Here is a 22,823-nt window from a genome sequence, read left to right on the forward strand (position 1 = left end):
GCGTGCTTGGCGGTCCCGAGCGCGGCTGAGCGCTCTCGCGGTTGCGCCTGGCTATAGCTTTGCCCCATGTGCTGTGCGGTGACTGGGGGTCGGCTTAGTAACGGAACGAATATGGTTGTTTTGTGATCTCGCTATGGCTACGCGGGGATGCGTAGCGGCCGGTGGCCTTCGCGGCGCTGCTCGGCGTCGATGTCGAAGGAGTAGGTGCCATAGAAGTTGATGTGATCGTGCTGGGCAGGGGTCAAGTGTGCCGCAGTCTCGTCGCTGACCTCCATGCCGTTTGACCGCAGGTTGTCGATCGTGTCGGCGAGGTAGGTGGTGGTCCATAGGACGCAGGCGTTGGTGACCAAGGTGAGGCACAGTGCCTGATCGATTTGGTCATCGAGATGACGTCGGCGGACGTGGCCTTGATGGGCGAAGAACAGGTCGCGCCGTAGCGCATGCAGGCTCTCGCCCTTGTTGAGCTGACGGCGTACGCGGCGACGGAGTTCTTCGTCCGCGACGTAACGGCATACGTAGAGCGTGCGGATCAGGCGCCCGTACTCGTGCAGTGCCTTGGCGAGCGTGCTCTGCCGGCTGCTGGCGTGCAGCTTGGCAATGAGCAGACTCGCGGTGGTGTGCCCGAACTTCATTGAGGCGACCAGGCGCAGCAGATCATCCCAGTGGTCGGCGATCAGCTGGGTTTGGATCGGCTGGCCGAGCAACCGCCCGGCGTGCGGGTATTGAGCGCGCCAAGCTGAGGCGGTTCCGAGGCGGTAGAGCTGTAGGCGGCCGATGTCGCGGATGCGCGGAGAGAACTGCAACCCGGCCAGGTGGAAGATCGCGAATGTCGCAAGGGTTTGTCCGGCGGTGTCGACGGTGTGTTCGGCGAGCGGCAAATCCGTTGGGTTGCCGAAGATTTCGTCCAGCACTGCGACCGCCTCGCGCCAGGTGGTCGGTATTACCTTGGTGCCGTAGGTCGAATGTTGATCGGAGACATGGGTATACGTGGTGGTGCCTTCGTCAACGAAATACCGTGACAGCGCGCGGGCAGTGAGGCTGTGTCCCCGTTGTGGGAACCGCTGCCCGTCCGACGACGAGAGCGTCCCGCCGCCCCACAGCGCGGCCAGCGGGTGCGCGTGGTGTGCGTTGACCAGGCGCGTGTTCGCCGCCCGCAACGTGTCTTGGCGCAGGTACCACTGCGACGTCCAGGCCAGGGCGTCTTCGGAGATGCCCGAAGCGTCGGCCATCCCGGCGTAGCCGAGGTTGCAAGCGTAGGCGATCAGCGATGCGTACAGGTTGCGGGTGAGGTCGGGGTTGCGTGGTTGAGCGCCGCCGGCGTGGGTGAACTCTTCGCTGAACCCGGTCAACTCATCGACCTCAATCAGCAGCGCCGGTAATTGCACGCGCGGCAGCCGGGCCGACGTGGCGTCGGCGAGCGTATCCGCTTCGGCCGGAAGCTGTTCGGCAGGTAGCGGCGACACGATCAGCTCACCGTCATCACCGAGACGTGCGAGTCTCTCGGCGCCTTGGTCCGTCAAGACTGTCTCCAATACCGCGACTGCCGCGTGCAGTTCATGCTCGAGGCGCTCGAGTTGCCGGGACGCGCCGGGCTCGGTGCGGGTGACGGTGCAGAAGTCGTCACGGTGCCCGGTCCACCGATCCGGCGGTAGCAGCAGGGTGGACGGGTCGGTGTAGCGGCGTGAACCGGGCACCCATAGGTCGCCGGAGCGCAGCCCGGCCTGCACCCCGTAGAGGACGCTCAGTTCCCAGTAGTGGCGGTAGGCGGCGCCGCGGCCTTGACCACGCGCGGCGTCGAGATAGCCACGCCAGCGCGCCGGCACAAACACCGTCGCCGCGGCGGTGGTTGCCTCGTCCGGGACCGCGGTGCGGGCGGCGGTGTTGAGCTCGCGCAGCACCTCGACGGCAGTGAGCAGGGCCGTGACCGACGGGCTGCCGGTGTTGCCGGTCAGAGGAAGCGCGGCGATCACCACAGGGGTGAACGTGCGCAGGTACTTGTAGCGGGCGGCCAGCAGGTCAAAGTGACCATGGTCGCGCTGCCCGCGATCTTCAGGTGGGCGGCGGGCGGCGATCAGGCGTTGCATGCCGATCCGCTGGCGGACAGCCCGCCCGGCCTGCTCGTCGGGGACGGTCGGGTCGGCGAGCACATCGAGGATCTCGTCGAGCAGCTGGCCCCGGTCCACCTCGGCTTTGGCGCGGTCGACGAGCCGCCGTGAAAGTTCATGCCGGGCTCGGGAATCCGCGCCGGCCAGCGCTTGGTCGAGCAGCTGCACCAGCTCGTCGAGCACCTCGACGTAGGTTTCGGCCAGTGTTGCCAACAGGACCGGGTGACGCCGGTCGACCGCGGCGCGCTGCAACGCCTGATTGGTTGAGCGGCGGCCGATCTCGGCGAGCATGCGTCGCCGCCCAACCGGGAGCCGGGACAAGTCGAGGCGATCGGCGCCGTGGCGTCGCAGGAATTCCAGCTTGTCCAGCTCGGCCTTGAGCAACTCGGGCGTTGCAACGGTGGCCCCGCGGCGCAGCCAAGCCAGGCGAGTCAAGCCGAGGTCGGGGTCGACATCGAGCAGGCCGTCCAGCTGCATCGGCCGCGGTGGTTGTAGCAGCGGCCCAAGCCGGTGGTAGGTCTCGGCGCGAGCCGCGTCGCGGGCCGCGGCCACCCGACGAGTCAGGCTGTCGACTGGTGGGCGGACAATCCGTTCGGCGCGCAGCCAGTCACAAGCCAGCTGCAATAGGACGCCGGGAGCATCGTGTTCGAGCGCCCGCGCTAGCAGGAACTCGTCGAGCAGCTTGCGTTCGCCGGCGGCGCACAACCGCCAACCCAGCCGAGCCAGCACCTGTGCGCGGTGTTCCCGGCGGGTTCGTCCCTGCCAGCCGCCGTACCCCGCCAGCAATGCCGACGAGATATCCGGCGCAACACCTAAAGCCTGCCTGAGCCGATCCAGTGCGAGCGACGGGCAACCGGCCAGGTCGTCGGGAATCCAGCCCAGCCACGGCAGCGTCGACAGTTGAACGGCGACACCGAGACGGTTCTGCTGGCGGTTGAAGCCCGCCAGCCACGAGAGATCGTCGGCTGACAGGGTGAAGTAGGTGACCGCATCCTCGACTGCGAGCTCGTCCGGCCAACTGCTCAGCCGGGCAAGCTCGGGATCAGACAGGTAGCGGACCGGCATCTGACCTCCGAACGGCCCGCGGTTCAGGCCGTCATCGCAAGGACGCTAGCCACGGTCAGTGGAGGCCGCAAGGGCCGCGGCGCACCGCCCGTATGGGGATCCCTCTACGGTCACGCCATAGGCAGCGTGCAGGGGATGCCGAGCACGACACAACGAGGGCCCGCCTGGTGCGCAGGTGGTGCATCCCAGGCGCGCTTGCGCTCGCGCCTAGTGCGCCGTTTGCTCAACTTCAAACCGTGCGACATTTGCTGCGGGCAGGGTTGTGGTTCCCACGCTGGATATTGAGCAGTAATCAGTAATCCGACTCATGGAGCCCCCGGTGGCTTTACGATGGAGTTTCGGGTCAACTCGCGCGTAGTCATATCCTCGGCAGCGGCCGCTTTTGGCGGGGGTTCTGGTGGCATTGGCGGTCGAACCAGGTCGCCTGAAAGTTCGGTGGTCCAATGGACACTCATCGGCAACCGTCTGGTTTACCCACAGCTCGGGATGATTCTGATGTCAGTGAGTGGGTGCTGTGGTTTGGTGCCCGGGGGCATACCAAGCGGGTGCAAATTGATGCCGTATGGAGCACGGTGGCGGTGGTGACAATCTGTGGTGAGATCGACGCCGCCAACGCCGAGGCGGTGGGGCGGTATTTGCGCAGCGTAGTATGTGTGACGCGTCCTATGATAGTCGATTTGACCGCGGTGACGTTTCTGGGGGCGCGCGGCATGCATCAACTGATGGCATTGGATTCGGCCTGCGGCGGGGTCGGCGCGCAATGGGCTTTGGCGGCTAATGTGGTGCTGCGCCGTTTGCTGGTGCGGGTCGGTGCTGGTGATCACTTTCTTCCGGTGAGCGGATCGATCGGTGCGGCGCTGGAAGTGTTGCTGTTGCGCGCGCCGCGCAGTTCATGATGTGCTGCAAACGGCCTGATGTCGAGGAACAGATGTCGGTTACGGCATTGTCTGACGCAGAGTGGCTGGCTGTAGGTAGCTCGGAGCCGCTTATCTCTTGTTATCGCGCTGCGGTTTTGGGCGAGCAGTCTTCCGCCGGCGGATGCCGCATATCAGGTGGGTTTCCACGGGTGGGCTGGCGCTGGCCAGAGACGGAATGGAAGACCCAATCCGCTCGGGGGGAAGTGGGTGCCGCCGCGCTGGTTGGTGGTGTCTGGCTGTTGTGCCCGGATCAGCTGAGCCACGCTGATCTGCCTGTTATATAGGCACTGTCAGCAGGCGGCGGGCGGTGGGCTGGAGTCGTGCCGCGAAGCAGGTCCGCCACGGCGCCTCGTCTCTAGGGGGCGAATGCGCGCGTTGCTAGAGGACGTTTTGATCCTCCGCGCGAGCGGGTAGGTGACGGGGGTGAGGCCGATCCGCGCGGGTACCCCTGCGATGAGCGCGGCTTCCAGGGCTGGCGGTCAACCGGCACTTGCTGCCGAACGGCTCGGGTTGATACCGGAAAGAGAACGGAGCAGTATGCATGCGCGCGGAAGAAGAAGGCGAGACGCACCACGACGAGGCCCACGGGCGAAAACAGTCGAGCAAGGCCGTGGTGAGCGGATCTCGCCAGTTGCTGACCAGCGCGGTGATGCGGTGAGGGGACGTCGGAGCACGGGTAAGTTGACGCCACTACCGCGGTCGCGGATTGCGCGGCTCGCCTGGTCGTGGGTTCGACATCCGGTACGAAGCCGCGAGTACCCCGCCGATCGTGAGCGTCTGATCACCGCGCAAGAGTTTCCTGCTTTGACGTCTAACGAGTGCTTCGTGAGGTCGGTGTGTGCAGGTGGGGACACCAAAACGTAGGCAGCGCAGTGGTTGTCGGCGGCTATCGCTGAAGTCGGGAATGCCTTAGCGGCCGAAAGCCGCGGTGCCGGCGTGTTCCCACTGAATTGAGTCGCCTGGTCTCAATCACGGGGAACACGCCACCGCGCCGCCATCATTCGCATTACTGGCGGCAATTTCCGGCCCACCGCCCGACTGATGGCTCAGATTCATCGCGTCATGGAAATCAACTAACTCATTACCGTCACAAGCGAAGTCGTCGACGCCGCCCGCGAATCCCTCGTCATCGCCCTCTCTGTCAACCTGGGTTGAGGCACCCGCTCCCTGACAATTTGTGACCCGAGGGTGGGGATGGAGAGATTCCACGAAATGACTAGTAAGGTGACGACGTTGGCCTGTGCGGCCGGGATGAAAGATCCTGGTCGGGTGGCTGACGATGCAACGCAACGTCCGGATCCCGAGGTGCCCGAACCGTTTCACGCTGTGGTGTACCGCATGCAGTCGCCACAACCAGCCCGCTCTGTGACTGACCATATGCACCAGCGTGATGCCCCTGCGACTCCGGCGGGGCAATTGGTGGTCGGCGAGAATCGGCGCACATCACGCTCGCTGGCGTTGCGGGCGAGCCGGACCAACCGGATCATCGACAGCACTGCGCCAGATTAGAGTGTGCGCAAGCGGTTTCTCGCTCAGTGCGGGTGCCCCCGCAGCGACAAGCGGCGATGTGCCCCTGGACGAGAGTGGAAAATAGGTGCCGACGCAAACCACCACGCCGGTCTCCCTCGGCGACCGGGTCATTCGTACACGTGTCCTTGGTCGGGGGCCCACGGTGGTCCTTGAAGCCGGCGGGGCAGGTGAAGCAACGACGGACGCGTTCGGTGGTTTGTTGGAACAGTGGATTGCCTCCTTTGCCACCGTCTTGACCTACGACCGCGCTGGTAGTGGCGGCTCGGAAGGTCCGCCCCGCCGCAGCGTTGCTGAAATGGCTGATGATCTCCATGGTGTAATCCAGCAATTGCATTGCGCCACACCGGCGGTCGTGGTGGGATGGTCGTCGGGCGGTTTGGTTGCTCAGATGTTCTCCTTACGTCATCCAGACGAAGTGGCCGGGTTGGTTTTGCTCGATCCCTCTGCGCCGGTCACTGAATCACGACTGCTCGAGTTGCTGGGGATGGCCATGGGGGCTGGAGGGCTTTTCATCATGGGGACTGCCCAGCTGCTGAGGCTTCACCGCACAAGCATGGGCCGACATATGGTGCGACGTATGGCTCCCAACGATGTCACGAAGTCGAATTTGCGCTGGCTTTACCGCTATCTCGACAATCATCCTTGGGCGGGATTGCAGACGGCACGGCTTGTGCCGCGTCATGCTGGTTATCTGCGGGAAATGAAGCGAGCACTCGAACGTGTGCCGCTGCCAGACGTGCCGACGCGGATAATTATGCCGCGGTCGCCGACCCGTCGGCGCGCTGCGTATGCGAAAATGGACGCCGCCAATCGTGCTCTGGTCAAACGGTTTCCGCGAGGCGAACTAATATTCGCCGACGGCACAAGCCACTCGTGGCTGCCAGTCGAACGCCCCGATGTCATTGTTAAGGCGATCCGTGACGTGCTGCGAGCCGGTTCACATTAGGGTCTGCCCGCGGGAAGCCGCGTCCCGCTTCTGCTGACCAGGTTGTCGGGTTGCGGCAGCCGTGGATGCGGGGACAATCAGACTTCATCGGTAGCAGCTGGTCACAGCGATGAGCGACAACATGTTCCGCACCGTCGAAGTTTGGGTGAGAAGCCGAGCTCAGGTCGACGAGAATCTGCACATGAACTGCCTCATGCTTGGCGAAGTGCGCGATGTCGAGCGGCTGACCAACGCCAACTGGGGGCGGCTCGTCTTGGTGCGTCGTGTCGCCACCCACTCCGTCCAAATCGTTGCAAGATACCAGGGTGCGGGCTGAAACCGTTCCCGCCCGATGTGATGGCGCCCTGGTTGGGGATGACGATCATCGGAACGTGGTTGCCCTCGTTGCCGATGCCCAGTCCGAGATTGTTGAAGTTCTCGTCCCAGGTGATGATGATCGCGTCGCGCTGACCCGCCGTGTTCCATGCCGTGGAGTTCTGGATCAGGGAGACCTGCTGCTGCTGCAGGAACGAATCGCCTGCGGCGACGTTGTACTGGTGCGTCGTGAGCTGGCTGCCGACGAAGTTGAGGACACCCGGAAGCGAATCCACGGGCCCTTCCATGTCGTTGGCGTTGTTAGCTAGCTAGCCTAGTGTCCCGCGCCAGAAATAAGTTACATCTGTGGAATTCGACCACCATCCGCACCTGCGCCGACGAAGCACCCGAGGCGCCGGGGGTGATCGAGGCCGACACCGTGGCGCACTGCGGCCCGACGCTGATCGGCGAGTTCGCCCGGACCCAGCTGTGGTGGAATGGCTCGATCATCAGCCAGCCGAATCAATCTGGAGGACATCGATCAAGTCTTCGAGATACGCACTGGCATACAACTTTGACACCAACCCAGCCGGCGGCCGGCCCTCCTCAAACCGCAATGCCGCGCAGTTAGCGTCGGTGGCGTGTTGTCAACCATCGAGGATTTCGATGGTGATGGTGGTGGTGTGGTTGCTGCGGTCGATGGTGCCTTTGGCGCGGTGTTTGGAGATGGCGCGTTTGACCACTCGGGGACTTGAGCGCGATCGCCGCGCTGGTAGCGGCTGGTTGAGGACAGCGGCTCCGATGCGGCCGATCAGGTCGGTGGTTGTCTCGGTGATGGCCGCGGCGGCGTGAACGACTTGGTCGCGGGCGGCGTGCAGGGCGACGGTGAAGCTGAGCCTGTCGGGGCTAATCGTGGGGTTGGCCAGGCTGGTATCGGCGATGGCGATGCGCAAGGCCTGGTAGGTGATCAGCAGTGCGTAGACCTCTTGGGTGATGCCGGCGGGGGTGGCTGCTCGCAGGACGCGGCCACCCAGAATGGTCGATTTCAGTTCCAGGTAGCTGGTTTCGATCTGCCAGCGTTGATGGGAAAGATTAACCAGTTCGTCTGCGGGGTAGTGCTTTTCGTTGAGCAGGGTAGTGACCAGACGGTAGTGGCCACAGCGGGTTGTGCCGCCGTCGAGGCGCACGGTGATCGCTGCGTCGATCACCCGCACGGTCACCGCTCCCATCCGAGCCAGCCACGTCCGGTCCGGCAGCGTCTTGACCGGGGCAGCACGCGGGCGTCCTTGCACCGGATCAGCAGTGCGGCGTGGGTCGAGGCGATCTGTTCGACCAGGGCGGTGACGGCGAAGTTGCGGTCGGCCAACAGCAGCATCCCGGGTCTCAGGCAGCGCAAAAGGTCTGGTGCATAGGTGGTTTCCCCGACACGGTAGGCGCCGAACACGGCATCGACGACGGTACGGGTGCCACACGCCACGATGGTCAACAACCGCAGCATCGGATACCCGGACTCGGCGGCGGGGCGGCCGGTTTGGCGCCCGAATGCTGCGGCGTTGGCGGCGTGGTGGGCACGAACATCGAGGTGCCGTCGATCGCGCAGACCAACAGCCCATGCCAGCGTGCGGCCCCGACAGCCGGGCCCCGTACCAAGGTGAACAATTCGCGCAGCGGAGCGACCCCGACACGGCGCAAGGCTTGTGACAATGCCGAGGAACCCGGCGAGGCCACCGCGGTCGGGTCCAGACCGGCGACCAGCCGCGCCCAGACCTGCTGGTAACCGATCTCGGCGAACAATGCCCCGGCCAGGAGCAGGTAGACCACCACCCGCGCGGGCAGCACCCGAATTCGGCGTTGCACGCGGCCGGTGCTCTCCAGCGCCGCATCAACGAGATCGGCGGACACGATCCGGGTCAACTCGCCCAGATGGCCAGGCGCGAACGAACCCTCATGGGCCGAGCCAGCAGGACAGATGACAGACTGAACAGACAGCGGAACTCCCCGGTGAGATGGTGTCTTTGCACGGACAATCCATCGATACCGGGAGTTCCGCTGCCCTACCCGCACCCCACACGGCGTGTCACATTTGCATCACGAGTCACACGCCTAACTGCGCGGCATTGCCTCTAACCGCTGAGGAGCACTGTTGTTCGACAGTTTTTTCGTGACCTTGTCGCCCCTTGCCACCCACTCCGCTCGCCTGTACCCTCAGGGGGTATGGGGTACGGAACGGTGGAGGCGGACGTGATGTCCCAGCATGGCCGCCTGTCGTCGACGCTATCCCGATCCCGTTGGTACGCTGTAAGTACTGTGAGCGGATCGAACGCATGCCCGCGGCCGTGGTGGCAATTCACCGCGGCCTTGGCTGCTGCGGTGACCGCGGTCGCGGTGTGGATCCTCATTCTCGGACACGCCGAGGTGCGGCATGAGCCTGCTGCACCCCATCCCGCTCATGTTCTGGTGAGTTCGCTGGGTGGCGAATTCACAATCAGCAGCAATCACGCGCACATCGGAACTCCGTCAGTTGCCCATCACGAGGCGTTCATGACCGCCGTGCTGCCTAACGCCCCGGTCACTACCGTGGCGGCTCTGAGCGTGGTGGTAGCGGTGATCGGCGCGGTGGGGTTGTTCGGGCGGCATGTGATCTTGGGCGGTCGTGGTCCGCCGCGTAGCATCGGTGCTGTATTGACCGGTCAAGAGCTCTTGACGCGGTTGTGCTCTTCTCGTCGCTGACTGGGTAGCGCCAGGTCGTCTGTGCACTGTCACGACGGCCGGTGGCCGCTTCCCTTGTCACTGGCTGCGCCAGCGGCCTCTTGCTAGAAAGCGACGATCGCATGAACAACAACTCTGCTCGTTCCTCGAACTCTCTGGAATCCCGTCTGCCCTGCAGTTCCCGGTCGCTGACGTTGGTGGACCGGCCTCTCAGCCCCGCACAATGCCCGCGCGTGCCGGGAAGCCACCGTCAGCCGGCCGGGCTGGTGGGCAACACCCCGGTACTGCTGATCTCAGAACCGCTAACTGCCGCAGACCGCGGCTTCTGGGCCAAATTGGAAGGCTTCAATCCCGGCGGCAGCATGAAGGACCGGCCCGCAGTGCACATGGTTGAACGCGCCCGGGCCCGCGGTGAACTGCGTCCGGGGGCCCGCATCGTGGAATCCACCAGCGGATCCCTGGGCCTGGGGCTGGCGCTGGCCGGCATGGTGTACCGGCACCCGGTCACGGTGGTCACCGACCCAGGCATGGAGCCCATCGTGCAGAACATGTTGCGCGCCTACGGCGCCGAGGTCGACCTGGTCACCGAGCCCCACCCGGTCGGCGGATGGCAACAGGCCCGCAAGGACCGCATTGCACAGCTGCTGGCCGCTGACCCCGACGCGTGGTGCCCCAACCAGTACAACAACCCCGAGAACGTGGACGCCTACCGTCCGCTGGCCCTGGAGCTGCTCGACCAGCTTGGTCGCATCGATGTGTTGGTGTGCTCGGTGGGCACCGGCGGGCACTCGGCGGGAGTGGCACGGGTGCTGCGCGAGGCGAACTCGGATCTGAAGGTGATCGGGGTGGACACCGTGGGCTCGACGATCTTCGGTCAACCCGCGGCCACCCGGTTGATGCGCGGTCTGGGATCGAGCATCTACCCTCGCAACGTCGACTATGCGGCGTTTGACGAGGTGCACTGGGTGGCACCCGCCGAGGCGGTCTGGGCCGCGCGCGCGCTGGCGGCCACCCACCACGCCAGCGGCGGCTGGAGCGTGGGTGCCGTCGGCCTGGTGGCCGGGTGGGCCGCGCGGACCATGCCCGCCGGGACCACCATCGCCGCGGTCTTTCCCGACGGTCCGCAACGCTATTTCGACACCATCTACAACGACGACTACTGCCGCGAGCACGGCCTGCTCGACCACCTTCCCCCCGAAGGGCCAGCCGTCATCGCCCACCCCGACGAGCTGGTCGTGCAGTCCTGGACCCGGTGCGCCACCGTCGTGGATCCCACCGGAGCGATGCAGTAATGGAATTGCTGACGCAATTTCGCAGCTTCGACCGGCCCAGCCGGATGCTGATGATCAACCAGTTCGGCATCAACCTCGGTTTCTACATGTTGATGCCGTACCTGGCTGCCTACCTCGCCGGCCCACTCGGGCTGGCGGGGTGGGCTGTTGGGCTGGTTTTGGGTGTCCGCAACTTCTCCCAACAGGGCATGTTCATTGTCGGCGGCACGCTGGCAGACCGGATCGGCTACAAACCGTTGATCGTGGCCGGCTGCCTGCTTCGAACGGGCGGCTTCGCGTTGCTGATCTTCGCTCACTCATTACCGGTCGTGTTGATCGCCTCCGCTGCCACCGGCTTCGCCGGAGCGTTGTTCAACCCCGCGGTGCGCGCGTACCTGGCCGCCGATTCACGTGAGCGCCGTGTGGAAGCATTCGCGGTGTTCAACATCTTCTATCAGGCTGGGATTCTGCTGGGCCCGCTGGTCGGAGTCATGCTGGTAGCCATCGACTTCCGCATCACCGCAGCAGGCGCGGCGGTGATCTTTGCGGTACTGACGGTCGCGCAGTTGCTGGCGCTGCCGCAGCACAGCGCCGATCCGGCGCCGGAGAAAACATCGATACTCGATGACTGGCGAGTGGTCCTCGGGAACCGTTCCTTCCTGCTGTTCGCGGCGGCGATGATCGGCTCCTACGTGTTGTCCTTCCAGGTCTACCTCGCCCTGCCGCTGCAGGCGGCGCAGTTGACCAAGCGCTACCAAACGCTACTGGTGGCGGCGATCTTCGTTGTTTCAGGTCTGGTGGCGGTCGCCGGACAGCTGCGCATCACCCGTTGGTTCGCCGCGCGGTGGGGCCCGGGGCGCAGCCTGGCCATCGGGTTGGGTGTCCTGGCGGCCTCGTTCTTGCCGCTGATAGCCGTCCCCGACGGCTCTCGACTCGGGATCGTCGCGGCTGCCGCCGCGCTGCTGGCGACAGCCGCCATGCTGGCCGTCGGCTCGGCCGCGGTCTTCCCGTTCGAAATGGACACTGTCATGGCTCTGGCCGGAGGCCGGCTCGTGGCTACGCATTACGGCTTTTACAACACGATCGTCGGAGTGGGAATCCTCGCCGGCAACCTGGCTACCGGTTGGGCAATGGGCGCAGCGCGGCAGGCCGGAGCCGACGAATTGGTATGGGCCGGGCTGTTCATCATCGGTGTCTTCGCGGCTTTGGCTCTGCGCGTCCTTGACCGCCACCAGCACCTGCAGCCGCGCGCTACTCAACACTGCCCCACCGGATCAACCGGCGCTGGGCAATCCCCTGAAGTTCAGCGGGGACGATCCTGAGAGCACGACGCCTCGCCACACCGCGGGGTCAGTAGCCACGAATTAACCCGCGGCAGCGCCCGCGGCAACCGACTGACGAAGGATGGTAGTGCAGGCAGTGCGGAATCACATCTCACTCAATCGGCGCACGTTCGTCACCGCTTCAATCGCCGGCGCGGCCGGGCTTGCGCTCGGGTCATGCGGGCGAAGCGATCGTGCACCCAACCTGCAGCAGGCCATTGACGCCGCGGAAAAAGCCCGACCACACACGGGACGGACCGTCACCGCCACCCTTACCGCCCAACCGGCGTCCCTAGACCTCGGCGGTCCGGTCGCGAGAACACTGGCCTATGGCGACGCCTTGCCCGGCCCGCTGATCCGCGCCAACGTCGGCGACGAACTGGCCGTCACGGTCAGAAACCGGCTCGGCGACGCCACTTCGGTGCACTGGCACGGCATCGCGCTGCGTAACGACATGGACGGTGTCTTCCCTTCCACCCCCAATATCGGCGCCAACAGTGACTTCACCTACCGGTTCTCCTCACCGCACCCCGGCACCTACTGGGCCCACCCACACGTCGGAATGCAGACCGACTACGGGCTCTACCTGCCGGTGATCATCGACGACCCCGCGGACCCCGGCCGCTACGACGCCGAATGGATCGTGGTCCTCGACGACTGGACCGACGGCGTCGGGAAAAATCCTCAACAGATTTTCGATGAGCTCAAGGGCTCCCAGATGCCGGCCCACGGGCCCAGCCAGCAGCAGATGCCCGGAATGTCCGCCGTGGGTAGCAGTGCATTACTTGGTGGTGATTCCGGCGACATCGATTACCCCTTCTATCTGGTCAACGGACGGGTTGCGGCAGCGGCAACCACCTTTGACGCTAAGCCGGGCCAGCGCATTCGCATCCGCATCATCAACGCCGGCGCCGACACCGCATTCCGCGTGGCGTTGGCAGGCCACGTCATGACGGTCACCCACACCGATGGTTTCCCGGTTGCGCCGGCCGAGACCGACGCTTTGCTGGTCGGTATGGCCGAACGCTATGACGTCGTCGTCACCGCCGGCGACGGGGTCTTCCCGCTGGTAGCAATGCCTGAAGGCAAACCGGCGACACCCGGGCGCGCACTGCTGAAGACCGCCGACGGCAGCCCACCCGACGTCAACTTCGCGCCTCCCGAACTCAACGGCAGAATCGGCACCGTCGACACGTTCACCGCCCCATCGTCCGCCAGCTTGGGGTCAGTGCAATCGGATGCGAACCTGGCCCTGGAACTCACCGGCTCCATGGCGAAGTACGACTGGGCGATCAACGGGAAGCCCTATCCGGACAGCACGCCGGTGACCGTCAAACAGGGCCAACGAGCCACCCTGGCCTTCACCAACTCGACGGCGATGTACCACCCCATGCACCTGCACGGCCACACCTTCCAGGTCATCAAACCCGACGGCCGACTAGGCGCCCGCAAAGACACCGTCATCGTGTTGCCCAACCAGAAACTCAACGCTGTGCTGATCGCCGATAACCCAGGCACCTGGATGATCCACTGCCACCACGGCTACCACCTAGAAGCCGGCATGATGACCATGCTCAACTACACCTCATACTCAACCTGACACAGTTCGAAGGCAGATGACGGCTGGAAGTATCTGCCAGAACAGTTGATAGCGGAGTGGGCCAATCATCTGTTCGCAATCCGCTCGCTACGGGCAGGTCGAAAACGTGGTTGCTCGAAGAAACGATCGCGATGATCCCCTCGGGTGGTTATAAACCATCAGGACCCTTCGGCGGTCAATCTTGGGCGCGGCGTTCCCGCGAGCGTCACCGTGCTCATAATGGCGTTGTCCGGTAGGTGCGCCGTTGCTGATCGCGTCCCGCCTCGATGATCTGCACGATCTGATCGGGATCATCAGCGAGGACCAGCAGTTTCAAGTCATCGGCGGCCACCAGCTGTGACTCCAGCAGCCGGGCACGAATCCACTGCTCCAAGCCTTTCCAGTGTTCCGATACAGCCAAGACGACCGGGAAGTGCGGCGTTTTCCCGGTCTGGATCAGCGTCAACGCCTCAAACAGCTCATCGAGGGTGCCAAAACCCCCAGGAAAGACCACAAACGCCGACGCGTAGCGGATGAACATCAGTTTGCGGGCAAAAAAATAGTTGAACCGCAGCGACACATCCACATACGGATTGGTGGTCTGTTCAAAAGGAAGCTCGATGCCCAACCCGATCGAGCGCACCCCGGCGTCGCGAGCACCCCGGTTGGCGGCCTCCATAATTCCTGCTCCGCCACCGGTGATGATGTCGAACCGCTGTGCCCCCAGCCGCGCGGCCAACACCCGGGCCAGCCGGTAATACCGATGATCCGCTGGGGTGCGTGCCGAGCCGAAAATCGTCACGGCCTGCGCGACGTCGCTCAACGCGGCAAACCCACGCGCTACCTCATCACGAATCCGGGCCACCCGCTCGGGATCCGTGCCCCCCAACGGCGGGAAATCGGGCCCCAGGCAACACAACAACTCCTCATCACAAGTCACCGGCGGTCCCGGACTGGATTGAGGTCTCACCGTCATCTCCCTGCACCAGGTGGTCGGGCACATCCGCGCCGGGGCGGACAATGCCGTACCCCAAACCTGCACCGGGGGCTAACTTTCAGCGGCCGACCAGTAGCCGCGGACGGTGGCCCCGACCCCGTCGGGCCGGATCAGCCCCCAGATAATGACGCCGTAAAGCCCCCTTGTCGGCACTCACACGAGATGTGACAGCAGCACCGGGGGCTGGCGCCGTCTGACCGGGCCACGCACCCACCACCTCCGACGACTGGCTAAATCAGGCGCCAGGCAAACGACCACCCGGGGCCTAGAGTCGCTGACCCCCAAGGCGGCCGGCACGCGGTAAACGGCCACGACGTGCCGCTACGCGGGCAGGTCTTGGCCTCGGTTCACAAATACAGGCTTAGCCGGCCATTGCCCGGCACTGCTCAGCGCAGCGCCGGCAGGCCTGGGCGCACTGGCGGCAATGCGGGTTGTCGTGCTTGTCACATTCGGCTGCACACGCCTCACATACCTCAGCGCACAGCTGGCACAGCTGGGCGGCCCACTGCGATCCGCGTGACAACAGGGTCACACAGGCCGCGCAGATCGTCGCGCAATCCAGACACAGCCGCGTGCATTCGGCCATGTGGGCGTCCTGAGCGCAGTTGCGGGCGCACGCTTCGCACGCCTGCTGACACTCGGTGCAGGCATCCACACAGCCCTGGTTTTCCTTCAACACGGTCTCTGCTGCCATGACTTTTACTCCTTCGCGGCATCGTTGTTGAAAATCACCACACAACATGCCCGCGTTTCGCGCCGCCGCACCGGCTTGAGCCGCGGGCACCCTCGACCCTAGTCGATCGTGTCAAGGAACCCTACCGGTGTTGGGTATAAAAATGGAATAATTCGGTGATGGATGAGCCCGCCGCTGCGAGACCCCAAAACCACGACCCGCGCTCGACCGGCCAGGCCGGGGCCGAAAACCGCGGTGATGAGCTGACGAGGGTGGATGTTCTGCTGGCGCTGGTGGGCATCATCGCTGGCCTCGTGCTCATCGTGACCCTGATCTTTTTCGCGGGGTTTTTCCTGGCGCCGCATGGTGTTTGGGGCGGCCACGCGCCGCCGGACCCGAGGTGAGCGGAATTCGCCATTGATCGACGGAGGCTTACAACGGTAAGAGTGGGGGTGAGGAACCCGGGCTGATCAACAGCTGATGCGTGGGGTCTTCCGCACGCCGGCGCCAGGCGGGCAGGCCGGCGTCCTCACGGTTGGGCGGTGAGCCGCGGCTGGGGGGAGTCGGCGCGAACGACACGGGACGGTCCCATGATCACGTCCGGCGAATCGCCCTCCTTCAGCAGACCTCGAGAAAAGAGTCATGACAAGGGGAGCAATGGTCAGAACCTGCAGCTGCGATGCGACGTCGCGCATGGATTGGAGGTCTGCGATGCCGGTCAGCGCACAACCACCGCCATGCAGATACACCATTGTCATCCTGCCGGCGGCGATGGCAGCGGTTGACGTCACGTCGTGGACCCCTCTCTTACGGGCCGCCGGGTGGGATCGGTCGATGGCCCCGCCGCAACGCGGTGACCGCAGTGTGAGCAGGCCAAGGCCCATGTCATGGATTCCGCTGCTGTCGCCCCGAAAATCAATTCGGCCAACCGCCACGCCGGTCCCGGGCCGCGCGGGAACTGCCGGGCGGGGTTGCGACGTGGGCCGGGCTGGGCGAGGAGTTGTAAACCGCGGCGTCCAGCGCCGGCCTCGGCACTGCCCGATTCGGGCGCTCGATGCCGCCGACCGCAGCCGCCACGCCGGCCGGCCCGGCCAGCGTTGGCTGCCGGCGCCCTCGACCGGGCGCGGTCAACAAAAGTCAGCGGGCGATCGGGCCCAATTCAACACACGCCCGAAAATGGTTCTAGGCACACCAGCCCGCGGTCGACCCAGAATGCTCACACAGCACCGAGAAAGTTATCGCAGCACGACTCCGGTAGTCAGTGTGCCGGTGCGCGCGGCCCGATCTGGTGCTCGCCTCGAGCCGCCGGTCGCCCGACGCCGCCACCTTGATCACGCAACGAGCCCACGCGTGCGGTGTCGGGTGCAGGTCGCCGGCGATGAGGGCTGCTGGTCACGGCTTCGGCGGCGTTGCCCGGCCACGGTGAAGACCCGGTAGTGGACTGCGACGCGCAGGTAGCCTGGCTGCTCGCCGACGCCGCAGAACCTGACCTGATCGCAGAGGAACGCACCCAGGTTTTCATCGACTTAGATGCCGGCGATAACCATCTTGCGGTCCAACGCATCCTGACGGGATGGGTGATCACCGCATACCGCTGCCCGCCGCGCTGCTGGACACGCTGAACACCTGGCTGAATCACTACGTGGGCAGTCCCGAAGAGCCGCGACTGCGGGCTCTGCTCGCGGCGATCCAACCCGCCTAAGCCCCGCAGCGCGGTCGTTGCCCGGCATCCTCTCAGCGACCCCGCAGATCGTTTACCGACGGTCATTCCAAGACCGTGTCGGCGCCCGTCGCACACACCCATCAGCAAATAGCAGTGAAATGCTGTGTACCCGTGAGGGTCGAGCAAGCCGCTGGTCCCGGTGGTGTGCACAGGGTTGCAGTTCGCGTCGCAGCGATGTCAGCACCTGCGGCGAACAGTTTCCGTTAAACCCTGAACCTCCCGCAGATGGCGGCGCTACGCTCGGGTCTGCAGTGGGTAGCTGCAGTTAGGGCGGCAGGTGCGCTGAGAGTTCAACGGAGGGGCCGATGTGCAGGGGTGTGATTGTCGCGGGGACGACACGAATACCGGCCGCGGAGCGGACACCTGACGGCTTAGGCTACAACAGCTTTTGGCCCGGCGCCGGCCCTCAGCAGCTCACCGGTCGTATCGATCTCCGGGCCCGCGCCTGCCCAAGGGCAACAGTGCCTGACTCGCGGCGTCGGACACCCAGCACAGCGCCGCGTCCTCGGGCTGATGCCGTGCAGGCCGCCGCCAAAGTGTTGACACCCGGCGTTACTGTCACTGTCCGGTGTGGCCGGCGCTGCACCGCACGACCGCGATGAGCCGATCCCAGGATGCCTGCCGAGTGGCCGACCAAGCCTTTGTGCAGCAGACGAAACAGTACTGGACGAAGATGTTCGACACCAGCGCCGATGCGCTGCAGCTGCGCCGCAATCTGCGCGGTCGCTGCCCGCCGCCGCGCCGCGAACCACTGGCACGGGTGCATACCTGCGGTATGCCCGGCGCGGGCGGGCACGGCGAAATCCGGCTGCGAATTTATCAGCCCTGGCTGCCTACTGCGGTGGGCAGGCCCGCACGCATTCCGCTGATGGTGTATCTGCATGGCGGTGGCTTTGTGCTGCGCGACGAAGAATCGTGTGAGGCGTGTTGCCGGCGGCTTGCCAACGGGGTCGGCGCGGTGGTGGTCTCCGTCGATTACCGCCTGGCACCGCAGCACCGCTTTCCCGCCGCCCTCGACGATGCGTGGGCGGCAACCCTGTGGGTGGCCGCCCACGCCGATGTGCTTGGTGGCGATCCCACTCGCCTGGCGGTGGCCGGAGAAGGCGCCGGCGGTAACCTCGCCGCGGCTGTGTGCCTGCGTGCGCGCGATCACCAGCACCCACCGATCGCCTTTCAACTGCTGATCTATCCGGTCCTCGATCAGCGCATCCCCGCCGCGACCGCCCCCGCCCGCTCGGCACGCGACGTGGTCACCATCGAGCAGCTCGGATGGTTCAGCGACCACTATCTCGGCCCTGAAAGTACTCGACTCCAGCCGAGTGTCTCACCGCTGCTGGCCGATCCGGCCGGGTTGCCTGCCGCGCACATCGTCACCGCGCAGAACGACCCATTACGCGACCAAGGCGAACAGTTCGCGCACTTGCTGCGAAGCGCCGGGGTGCCCGCCACCGCGCGGCGCTACCCCGGCATGTTTCACGGCTTCTTCAACCTGCCCGACCACATGCCCAGTGCCGCACAGGCCCATACCGATGTTCACGCCATTGTGCGCGATGCTTTGCACGACCCGCAAATGCCATAAAAGCGCGATGAGACTACCTACGCTTAGTCACCGGCCATCGTTGATCGCGTTGGCATTCCAGTCGAGGCCACCGAAACCGCGACCGCGCCGGACGCCGCATCACCGTCGACCGCCAAGGTGCGCACATGAACATGCTCAACCGCTCTGGCCGTGCCCGACCGGGGCCGCCTACACCCCGACATCTGGCACGCCTGGCGCAACGCGCAGTCCTCACGGCGGGCCGCACAAAGCACCTACCATACCGCTACCCGCACCGGCTGGTATCCGCTGCTGCAGTGGGGCTGGACGAGGGCTGATTGCCATCGTTTCGTGCTCGACATCCTGGGTGAAGCGATCCCCAAATCAGCATGCGGATTCTGCCCGTTCCCGATGGCCACAGCCACCGGCCGATCCCAGCAAGGGCAGCGCTACCGCACCAAACACGAGCGCGGCACCGAGGCGTTATTGCTGGAATTTGTTGCCCGCAGCCTCCGGTCCGGCCCAAACGCTGATCGAGAACAGCAGCGCCGCCGAACTTATCGCCCAGGCCGGACTTGACCAGGTTATGGCGCGCTTCACCGCCCGCCTCGCGAGCACTCGCCGTGGGCGCTCTCCGAGATGCGCCGGCTGGCCCATCGAGCAGCCGTCCCCGGTCCACCTCGGCTTTGGCGCGGTCGACGAGCCGTTGCGAAAGTTCATGCCGGGCTCGGAGATCGGCGCCGGCCAGCGACCAGCGCCCCAGGCGGGGCCGCCCCAGCTAGAATGGCGCCATGGAGCGGACGACCAGAGTGTCGAACAGCAGGCCGAGGTCAATCGTGCTGTCGGGCCGTCGCCGCAGTCAACGCTCCGGCGATCACGATGAGCAGTCACTCGAGCGGACGGAATACCCTAACACTTTGAATAGACGACAGTGGCGCTAGGTTCGCGGACCGCTTTGCTCGACTCGGTGCCACGGTGTTGCTGGTCTGGTTGCCGGCCACATGGAGTTGGCGGCGGTGATAACGAAGGTGGAGAAAGGACAGGAGGCGTCTGGTGCCTATCGGTCGACGAACTCGCATGGGCCTCATGGCGGTCGCCGTGATCAGTGTGGTGGTGGTCGCCGTGGTGGTGATCGGGCGAGGCGATGGCCATAACGGTGTGCTGCCCACCGAGTCGGCTCCGCTCCGTGAAACGCCCGCGATCATCACCGTCACCCCAGGTCCTGACGCGGTGAACGTCGACCCGCTCGGCGCGGTCACGGTGAGCGCGGCCAACGGCATCCTGACCGACGTACAGCTGGTCAACGACCAGAACACGCCGATCCCGGGTGTCATGACTCCCGATCATCTGGTGTGGAAGCCCCGCGTGCCGCTGGGTTACGGCCGCACCTACACCCTCACCGTGGGCAGTCGCGGGCCCACGGGAACCCCCGCGTCGCAGATGTCCAGGTTCACCACGCTCACACCGAGCAATCAGGCCGCGGTGTCGCTGACCACCACCTCGGGGGCGGCGCTGCACGACGGCGGCACCTACGGGGTGGGAACGGTCATTGTCGCCCACTTCGACGAGGCCATCACCGATCGCGCGGCCGCGCAGCGCCGACTGACCGTGACGACCGCTCCGGCCGTCGAAGGCTCCTGGTATTGGGTCGATGACCAAAACGCCCATTGGCGCCCTGAGCACTACTACGCAGCGGGCACGAAAATCACCGTGGCGGCCAACATTTATGGTGCGCCGCTGGGCAGCGGGCTGTACGGCAATGAGGACAAGCAGGCATCCTTCAGCATCGGTGATGCGCACGTGTCTATCGCCGACGACAGCACCAAACAGGTCAACGTGTACAACAACGGCGTTCTGGTGCGCACCATGCCCACCTCCATGGGCATGGGCGGCACCCAGACCGTCGCGGGCCAGACCCTCACGTTTTGGACCCCGCCCGGCGTTTACACAGTGATGGATAAGGCCAATCCGGTCGTGATGGATTCGTCTACCTACGGCTTGCCCGTCAATTCCCGCCTCGGCTACCGCGAGACCATCAACTACGCCACCCGCATCAGCCCCGACGGCATCTATCTTCACCAACTCGACAGCACGGTGTGGGCCCAAGGCAACACCGATACTTCCCATGGCTGTCTGAACCTCAATGGCGACAACGCCCGATGGTTCTTCGGCTTTTCTCAACCCGGCGATATCGTCGAGATCCGCAACACCGGCGGCCCGCCACTGTCGTTGCGCAACAACGGTGACTGGAGTGTGCCGTGGACGCAATGGCGGGCCGGAAGCGCCCTGAGAGCTTTGCCCTAGCCTGAGCCGCAAACAATCGAAGGCCCACGCCTTGCGGTGCCCGGGTGATTGACGGCAAGGCTGGGGTCACCACGAACTCACAGCTTTCTCTTCCGCTGTCTCCTTTGAGTCGAGAAACAAGAAGAATCCGATCCCGTCGCACCGGGCCGTTTAGGTTGGCGGTCCGCGCCCAAGGTTTCTTCATCCGTGCCGGTCGTACCCGGCGCCGACGTTACCGCCGACTACCTGGTCGCAGCCAACGACACCGCTGGCCACCACAACGTCCTTCCCGCCTGCCCACGCCGGTACACTGGCGGAAGGCCGAACCGGGTTGTTCTGGGTGTTTTCGCATCCGCGTGGCCGGTTCGGCGCGTGCAGTGCCCGGCTGAGCCCACGCTGGCTGCACACAGGAGCTGCAATCAAAGAGTTACCGTCCGCGGCGGATAGCGCCGTTCGCGCCGCTAACTCTGTGAGCATCACCACCAAGGAGTTCTGCGCATGCTTGACCGCTGTACCGCCCGCATCCTCCGCTGCCCGCAACACCGGAAGAACGCCGCCCGCGCAGCGAAATTTCCAGCCTCGGTGGCGCGCACCATGCAGGAAGCGCGCCACCAGATCCAGCAACTGATCACCGACATCGATAGCAACGACGCCACCCACGCCTTTGACGACTCCCACAGCCTGCCGGGTCACGAGCGCAGGCCTGCCCCACCACCACGTCCGGCCCGACGGATCACACCCCGGTGGCGGACACGCTGCTGAAAGTGAAGGAAGGGACGCGCCGAAGCCATGATCGCGTCCACCAGGAGCGGCGGCAGCCCAGCTCGTGGTGTCTCGCTTCTTGCCCCGCACCACCCTGATCGCCGCGCGCACCACGTCTGCAGTGCTTGACATTGCTAGAGGTATCAGGTTGGTCGCTGCGGCTTGCCTCCGGGCAGCGGCAGAAAGCAGAAACTGCTTCAGCCGGCGATCCGAAGCGGCGGTTGTCGCGGCGATCCCGCTCGAGCTCGGCCAGGCGCCGTATGCGGGGGCGGTCTCTCACCCGGCGCACGCCCAAATGACCTCGCTGGGTCATGACTTGCGGTCTGAGTCTGTTAGCCTTTTCGGCTTTCATGTGGAGACGCTGCTGGCCCGGTAGCAGTAGCTCGTCCACATCCTTCTAAATGGCGCCCAAATCGCCCGCAACCACGACGGCGGCCACCACCAGATAGTCCGCGTGCTTGGTTTCATCGATTAAATGGCCAAAGGTCAGGGTGTCTCCGAAGACACCGGAGGCGATGTCATGCCGGGCAGGAGGTCTCGATAGCCGAACCCTCAACGGCACACCGACACCAAGGGAGCGCGGCTGTGATCTTCAGAGGTAAGTGGCGGTGAATCTTCAGCGATAGATGGCGTTACATGATCCCGATGACGAGGGATTCGCGGGCGGCGTCGACGACTTCGCTTGTGACCGTGTTGAGCTGGTTGATGTCCATGATGCGATGGATCTGCGCCATCAGCCGGGTGGTGAGCCTTGAAATTGCCGCTGGTGATGCGGATGATCGCGGCGCGGGCCTCGCGGGTGGTGAAGTCTTCGGGGTTGTCGAGGCCGAGGTCGGGCCACTGACGCGACAGTACGAAGGTTTGTTCGTCGCTGGACAGGGGTTGGTAGTGGTGCAGGAATCCGACGCGGCTGTAGAGCTGCGGGTAGCGGGCCAGTCGGCGTTCAATGCCGGGCATGCCGATGAGGATCAGGCCGGCGCCGGTGCGGTCGGTCGTGGTGGTCGCGTAGCGCTTCTAGGGCGGGGTTTTTCAGCCGGTCGGCTTCGTCGACGATGACCAGTTCGGTATACGCCCCGTCAGGTTCAACGAGGTGCTCGGAGCCGCGGTCGG

Annotated in this window: 17 protein-coding genes and 1 pseudogene; 12 read left to right on the forward strand and 6 right to left on the reverse strand. The window is 65.0% G+C overall.

The features are described from left to right. Positions 1 to 137: 137 nt before the first annotated feature. Positions 138 to 3,170, reverse strand: a complete 3,033-nt coding sequence (locus QXK92_RS31305; protein WP_069432800.1) for a Tn3 family transposase — start codon at positions 3,168 to 3,170, stop codon at positions 138 to 140. A 443-nt stretch (positions 3,171 to 3,613) separates the two neighbouring features. Between QXK92_RS31305 and QXK92_RS31310 the strand changes: the two genes are divergently transcribed. After that, positions 3,614 to 4,066, forward strand: coding sequence for an STAS domain-containing protein (locus QXK92_RS31310; RefSeq protein WP_085087468.1), 453 nt, complete (start codon positions 3,614 to 3,616; stop codon positions 4,064 to 4,066). 1,615 nt (positions 4,067 to 5,681) lie between these two features. Next, a complete protein-coding gene (locus QXK92_RS31315) occupies positions 5,682 to 6,563 on the forward strand; it encodes an alpha/beta fold hydrolase (RefSeq protein WP_085087457.1) in 882 nt (293 codons plus the stop codon). 191 nt (positions 6,564 to 6,754) lie between these two features. Here the strand turns inward: QXK92_RS31315 and QXK92_RS31320 are convergent, their stop codons facing one another. From QXK92_RS31320 to QXK92_RS31330, 3 genes and pseudogenes are all read right to left on the reverse strand, one after another. Continuing rightward, the gene (locus QXK92_RS31320) at positions 6,755 to 7,153 is read right to left on the reverse strand and encodes a hypothetical protein (RefSeq protein WP_133449265.1); all 399 of its coding nucleotides are present in this window, start codon (positions 7,151 to 7,153) and stop codon (positions 6,755 to 6,757) included. A gap of 351 nt (positions 7,154 to 7,504) precedes the next feature. Then, positions 7,505 to 8,355, reverse strand: a pseudogene (locus QXK92_RS31325) (transposase). After that, positions 8,340 to 8,921: a transposase domain-containing protein gene (locus QXK92_RS31330; RefSeq protein ID WP_264075724.1), complete on the reverse strand. Its 582-nt coding sequence runs from the start codon at positions 8,919 to 8,921 to the stop codon at positions 8,340 to 8,342. Before QXK92_RS31330 ends, QXK92_RS31325 begins: the two are co-directional and overlap by 16 nt. 243 nt (positions 8,922 to 9,164) lie before the next feature. Here QXK92_RS31330 and QXK92_RS31335 point away from each other — a divergent pair, with 243 nt between their 5' ends. From QXK92_RS31335 to QXK92_RS31350, 4 genes are all read left to right on the forward strand, one after another. Then, positions 9,165 to 9,587 carry a hypothetical protein gene (locus QXK92_RS31335; RefSeq protein WP_244906474.1) on the forward strand — a complete coding sequence of 141 codons (423 nt, stop codon included), beginning with the start codon at positions 9,165 to 9,167 and terminating at the stop codon, positions 9,585 to 9,587. A 212-nt stretch (positions 9,588 to 9,799) separates the two neighbouring features. Next, positions 9,800 to 10,858, forward strand: a complete 1,059-nt coding sequence (locus tag QXK92_RS31340; protein ID WP_240743956.1) for a PLP-dependent cysteine synthase family protein — start codon at positions 9,800 to 9,802, stop codon at positions 10,856 to 10,858. After that, the gene (locus QXK92_RS31345; protein ID WP_306248323.1) at positions 10,858 to 12,159 is read left to right on the forward strand and encodes an MFS transporter; all 1,302 of its coding nucleotides are present in this window, start codon (positions 10,858 to 10,860) and stop codon (positions 12,157 to 12,159) included. Before QXK92_RS31340 ends, QXK92_RS31345 begins: the two co-directional genes overlap by 1 nt. Positions 12,160 to 12,247: 88 nt before the next feature. Next, a complete protein-coding gene (locus tag QXK92_RS31350; protein ID WP_371934626.1) occupies positions 12,248 to 13,759 on the forward strand; it encodes a multicopper oxidase family protein in 1,512 nt (503 codons plus the stop codon). A 214-nt stretch (positions 13,760 to 13,973) separates the two neighbouring features. Here the strand turns inward: QXK92_RS31350 and QXK92_RS31355 are convergent, their stop codons facing one another. Both QXK92_RS31355 and QXK92_RS31360 read right to left on the reverse strand, forming a co-directional pair. Continuing rightward, positions 13,974 to 14,561, reverse strand: a complete 588-nt coding sequence (locus QXK92_RS31355) for a TIGR00730 family Rossman fold protein (RefSeq protein WP_238306295.1) — start codon at positions 14,559 to 14,561, stop codon at positions 13,974 to 13,976. 535 nt (positions 14,562 to 15,096) lie between these two features. Further along, on the reverse strand, positions 15,097 to 15,429 hold the full coding sequence (locus QXK92_RS31360; RefSeq protein WP_085087443.1) for a four-helix bundle copper-binding protein: 333 nt from the start codon (positions 15,427 to 15,429) through the stop codon (positions 15,097 to 15,099). A gap of 158 nt (positions 15,430 to 15,587) precedes the next feature. Between QXK92_RS31360 and QXK92_RS31365 the strand changes: the two genes are divergently transcribed. From QXK92_RS31365 to QXK92_RS31390, 6 genes are all read left to right on the forward strand, one after another. After that, on the forward strand, positions 15,588 to 15,812 hold the full coding sequence (locus tag QXK92_RS31365; protein ID WP_133449267.1) for a hypothetical protein: 225 nt from the start codon (positions 15,588 to 15,590) through the stop codon (positions 15,810 to 15,812). A gap of 1,169 nt (positions 15,813 to 16,981) precedes the next feature. Then, entirely contained in the window at positions 16,982 to 17,110 is a 129-nt protein-coding gene (locus tag QXK92_RS31370; protein ID WP_264916121.1) for a hypothetical protein, read from the forward strand. Positions 17,111 to 17,756: 646 nt separating this feature from the next. Next, positions 17,757 to 18,710: an alpha/beta hydrolase gene (locus QXK92_RS31375; RefSeq protein ID WP_166460412.1), complete on the forward strand. Its 954-nt coding sequence runs from the start codon at positions 17,757 to 17,759 to the stop codon at positions 18,708 to 18,710. A gap of 1,035 nt (positions 18,711 to 19,745) precedes the next feature. Beyond that, positions 19,746 to 20,972 (forward strand): Ig-like domain-containing protein, encoded by a 1,227-nt coding sequence (locus tag QXK92_RS31380; protein ID WP_133449269.1) that lies wholly within the window; start codon positions 19,746 to 19,748, stop codon positions 20,970 to 20,972. A 477-nt stretch (positions 20,973 to 21,449) separates the two neighbouring features. Continuing rightward, positions 21,450 to 21,713 (forward strand): hypothetical protein, encoded by a 264-nt coding sequence (locus tag QXK92_RS31385; RefSeq protein ID WP_306238313.1) that lies wholly within the window; start codon positions 21,450 to 21,452, stop codon positions 21,711 to 21,713. A 741-nt stretch (positions 21,714 to 22,454) separates the two neighbouring features. After that, positions 22,455 to 22,769: a hypothetical protein gene (locus QXK92_RS31390; protein WP_306248330.1), complete on the forward strand. Its 315-nt coding sequence runs from the start codon at positions 22,455 to 22,457 to the stop codon at positions 22,767 to 22,769. Positions 22,770 to 22,823: the final 54 nt, after the last annotated feature.

The sequence above is a fragment of the Mycobacterium sp. TY815 genome (assembly GCF_030755135.1).
Lineage (GTDB): Bacteria > Actinomycetota > Actinomycetes > Mycobacteriales > Mycobacteriaceae > Mycobacterium.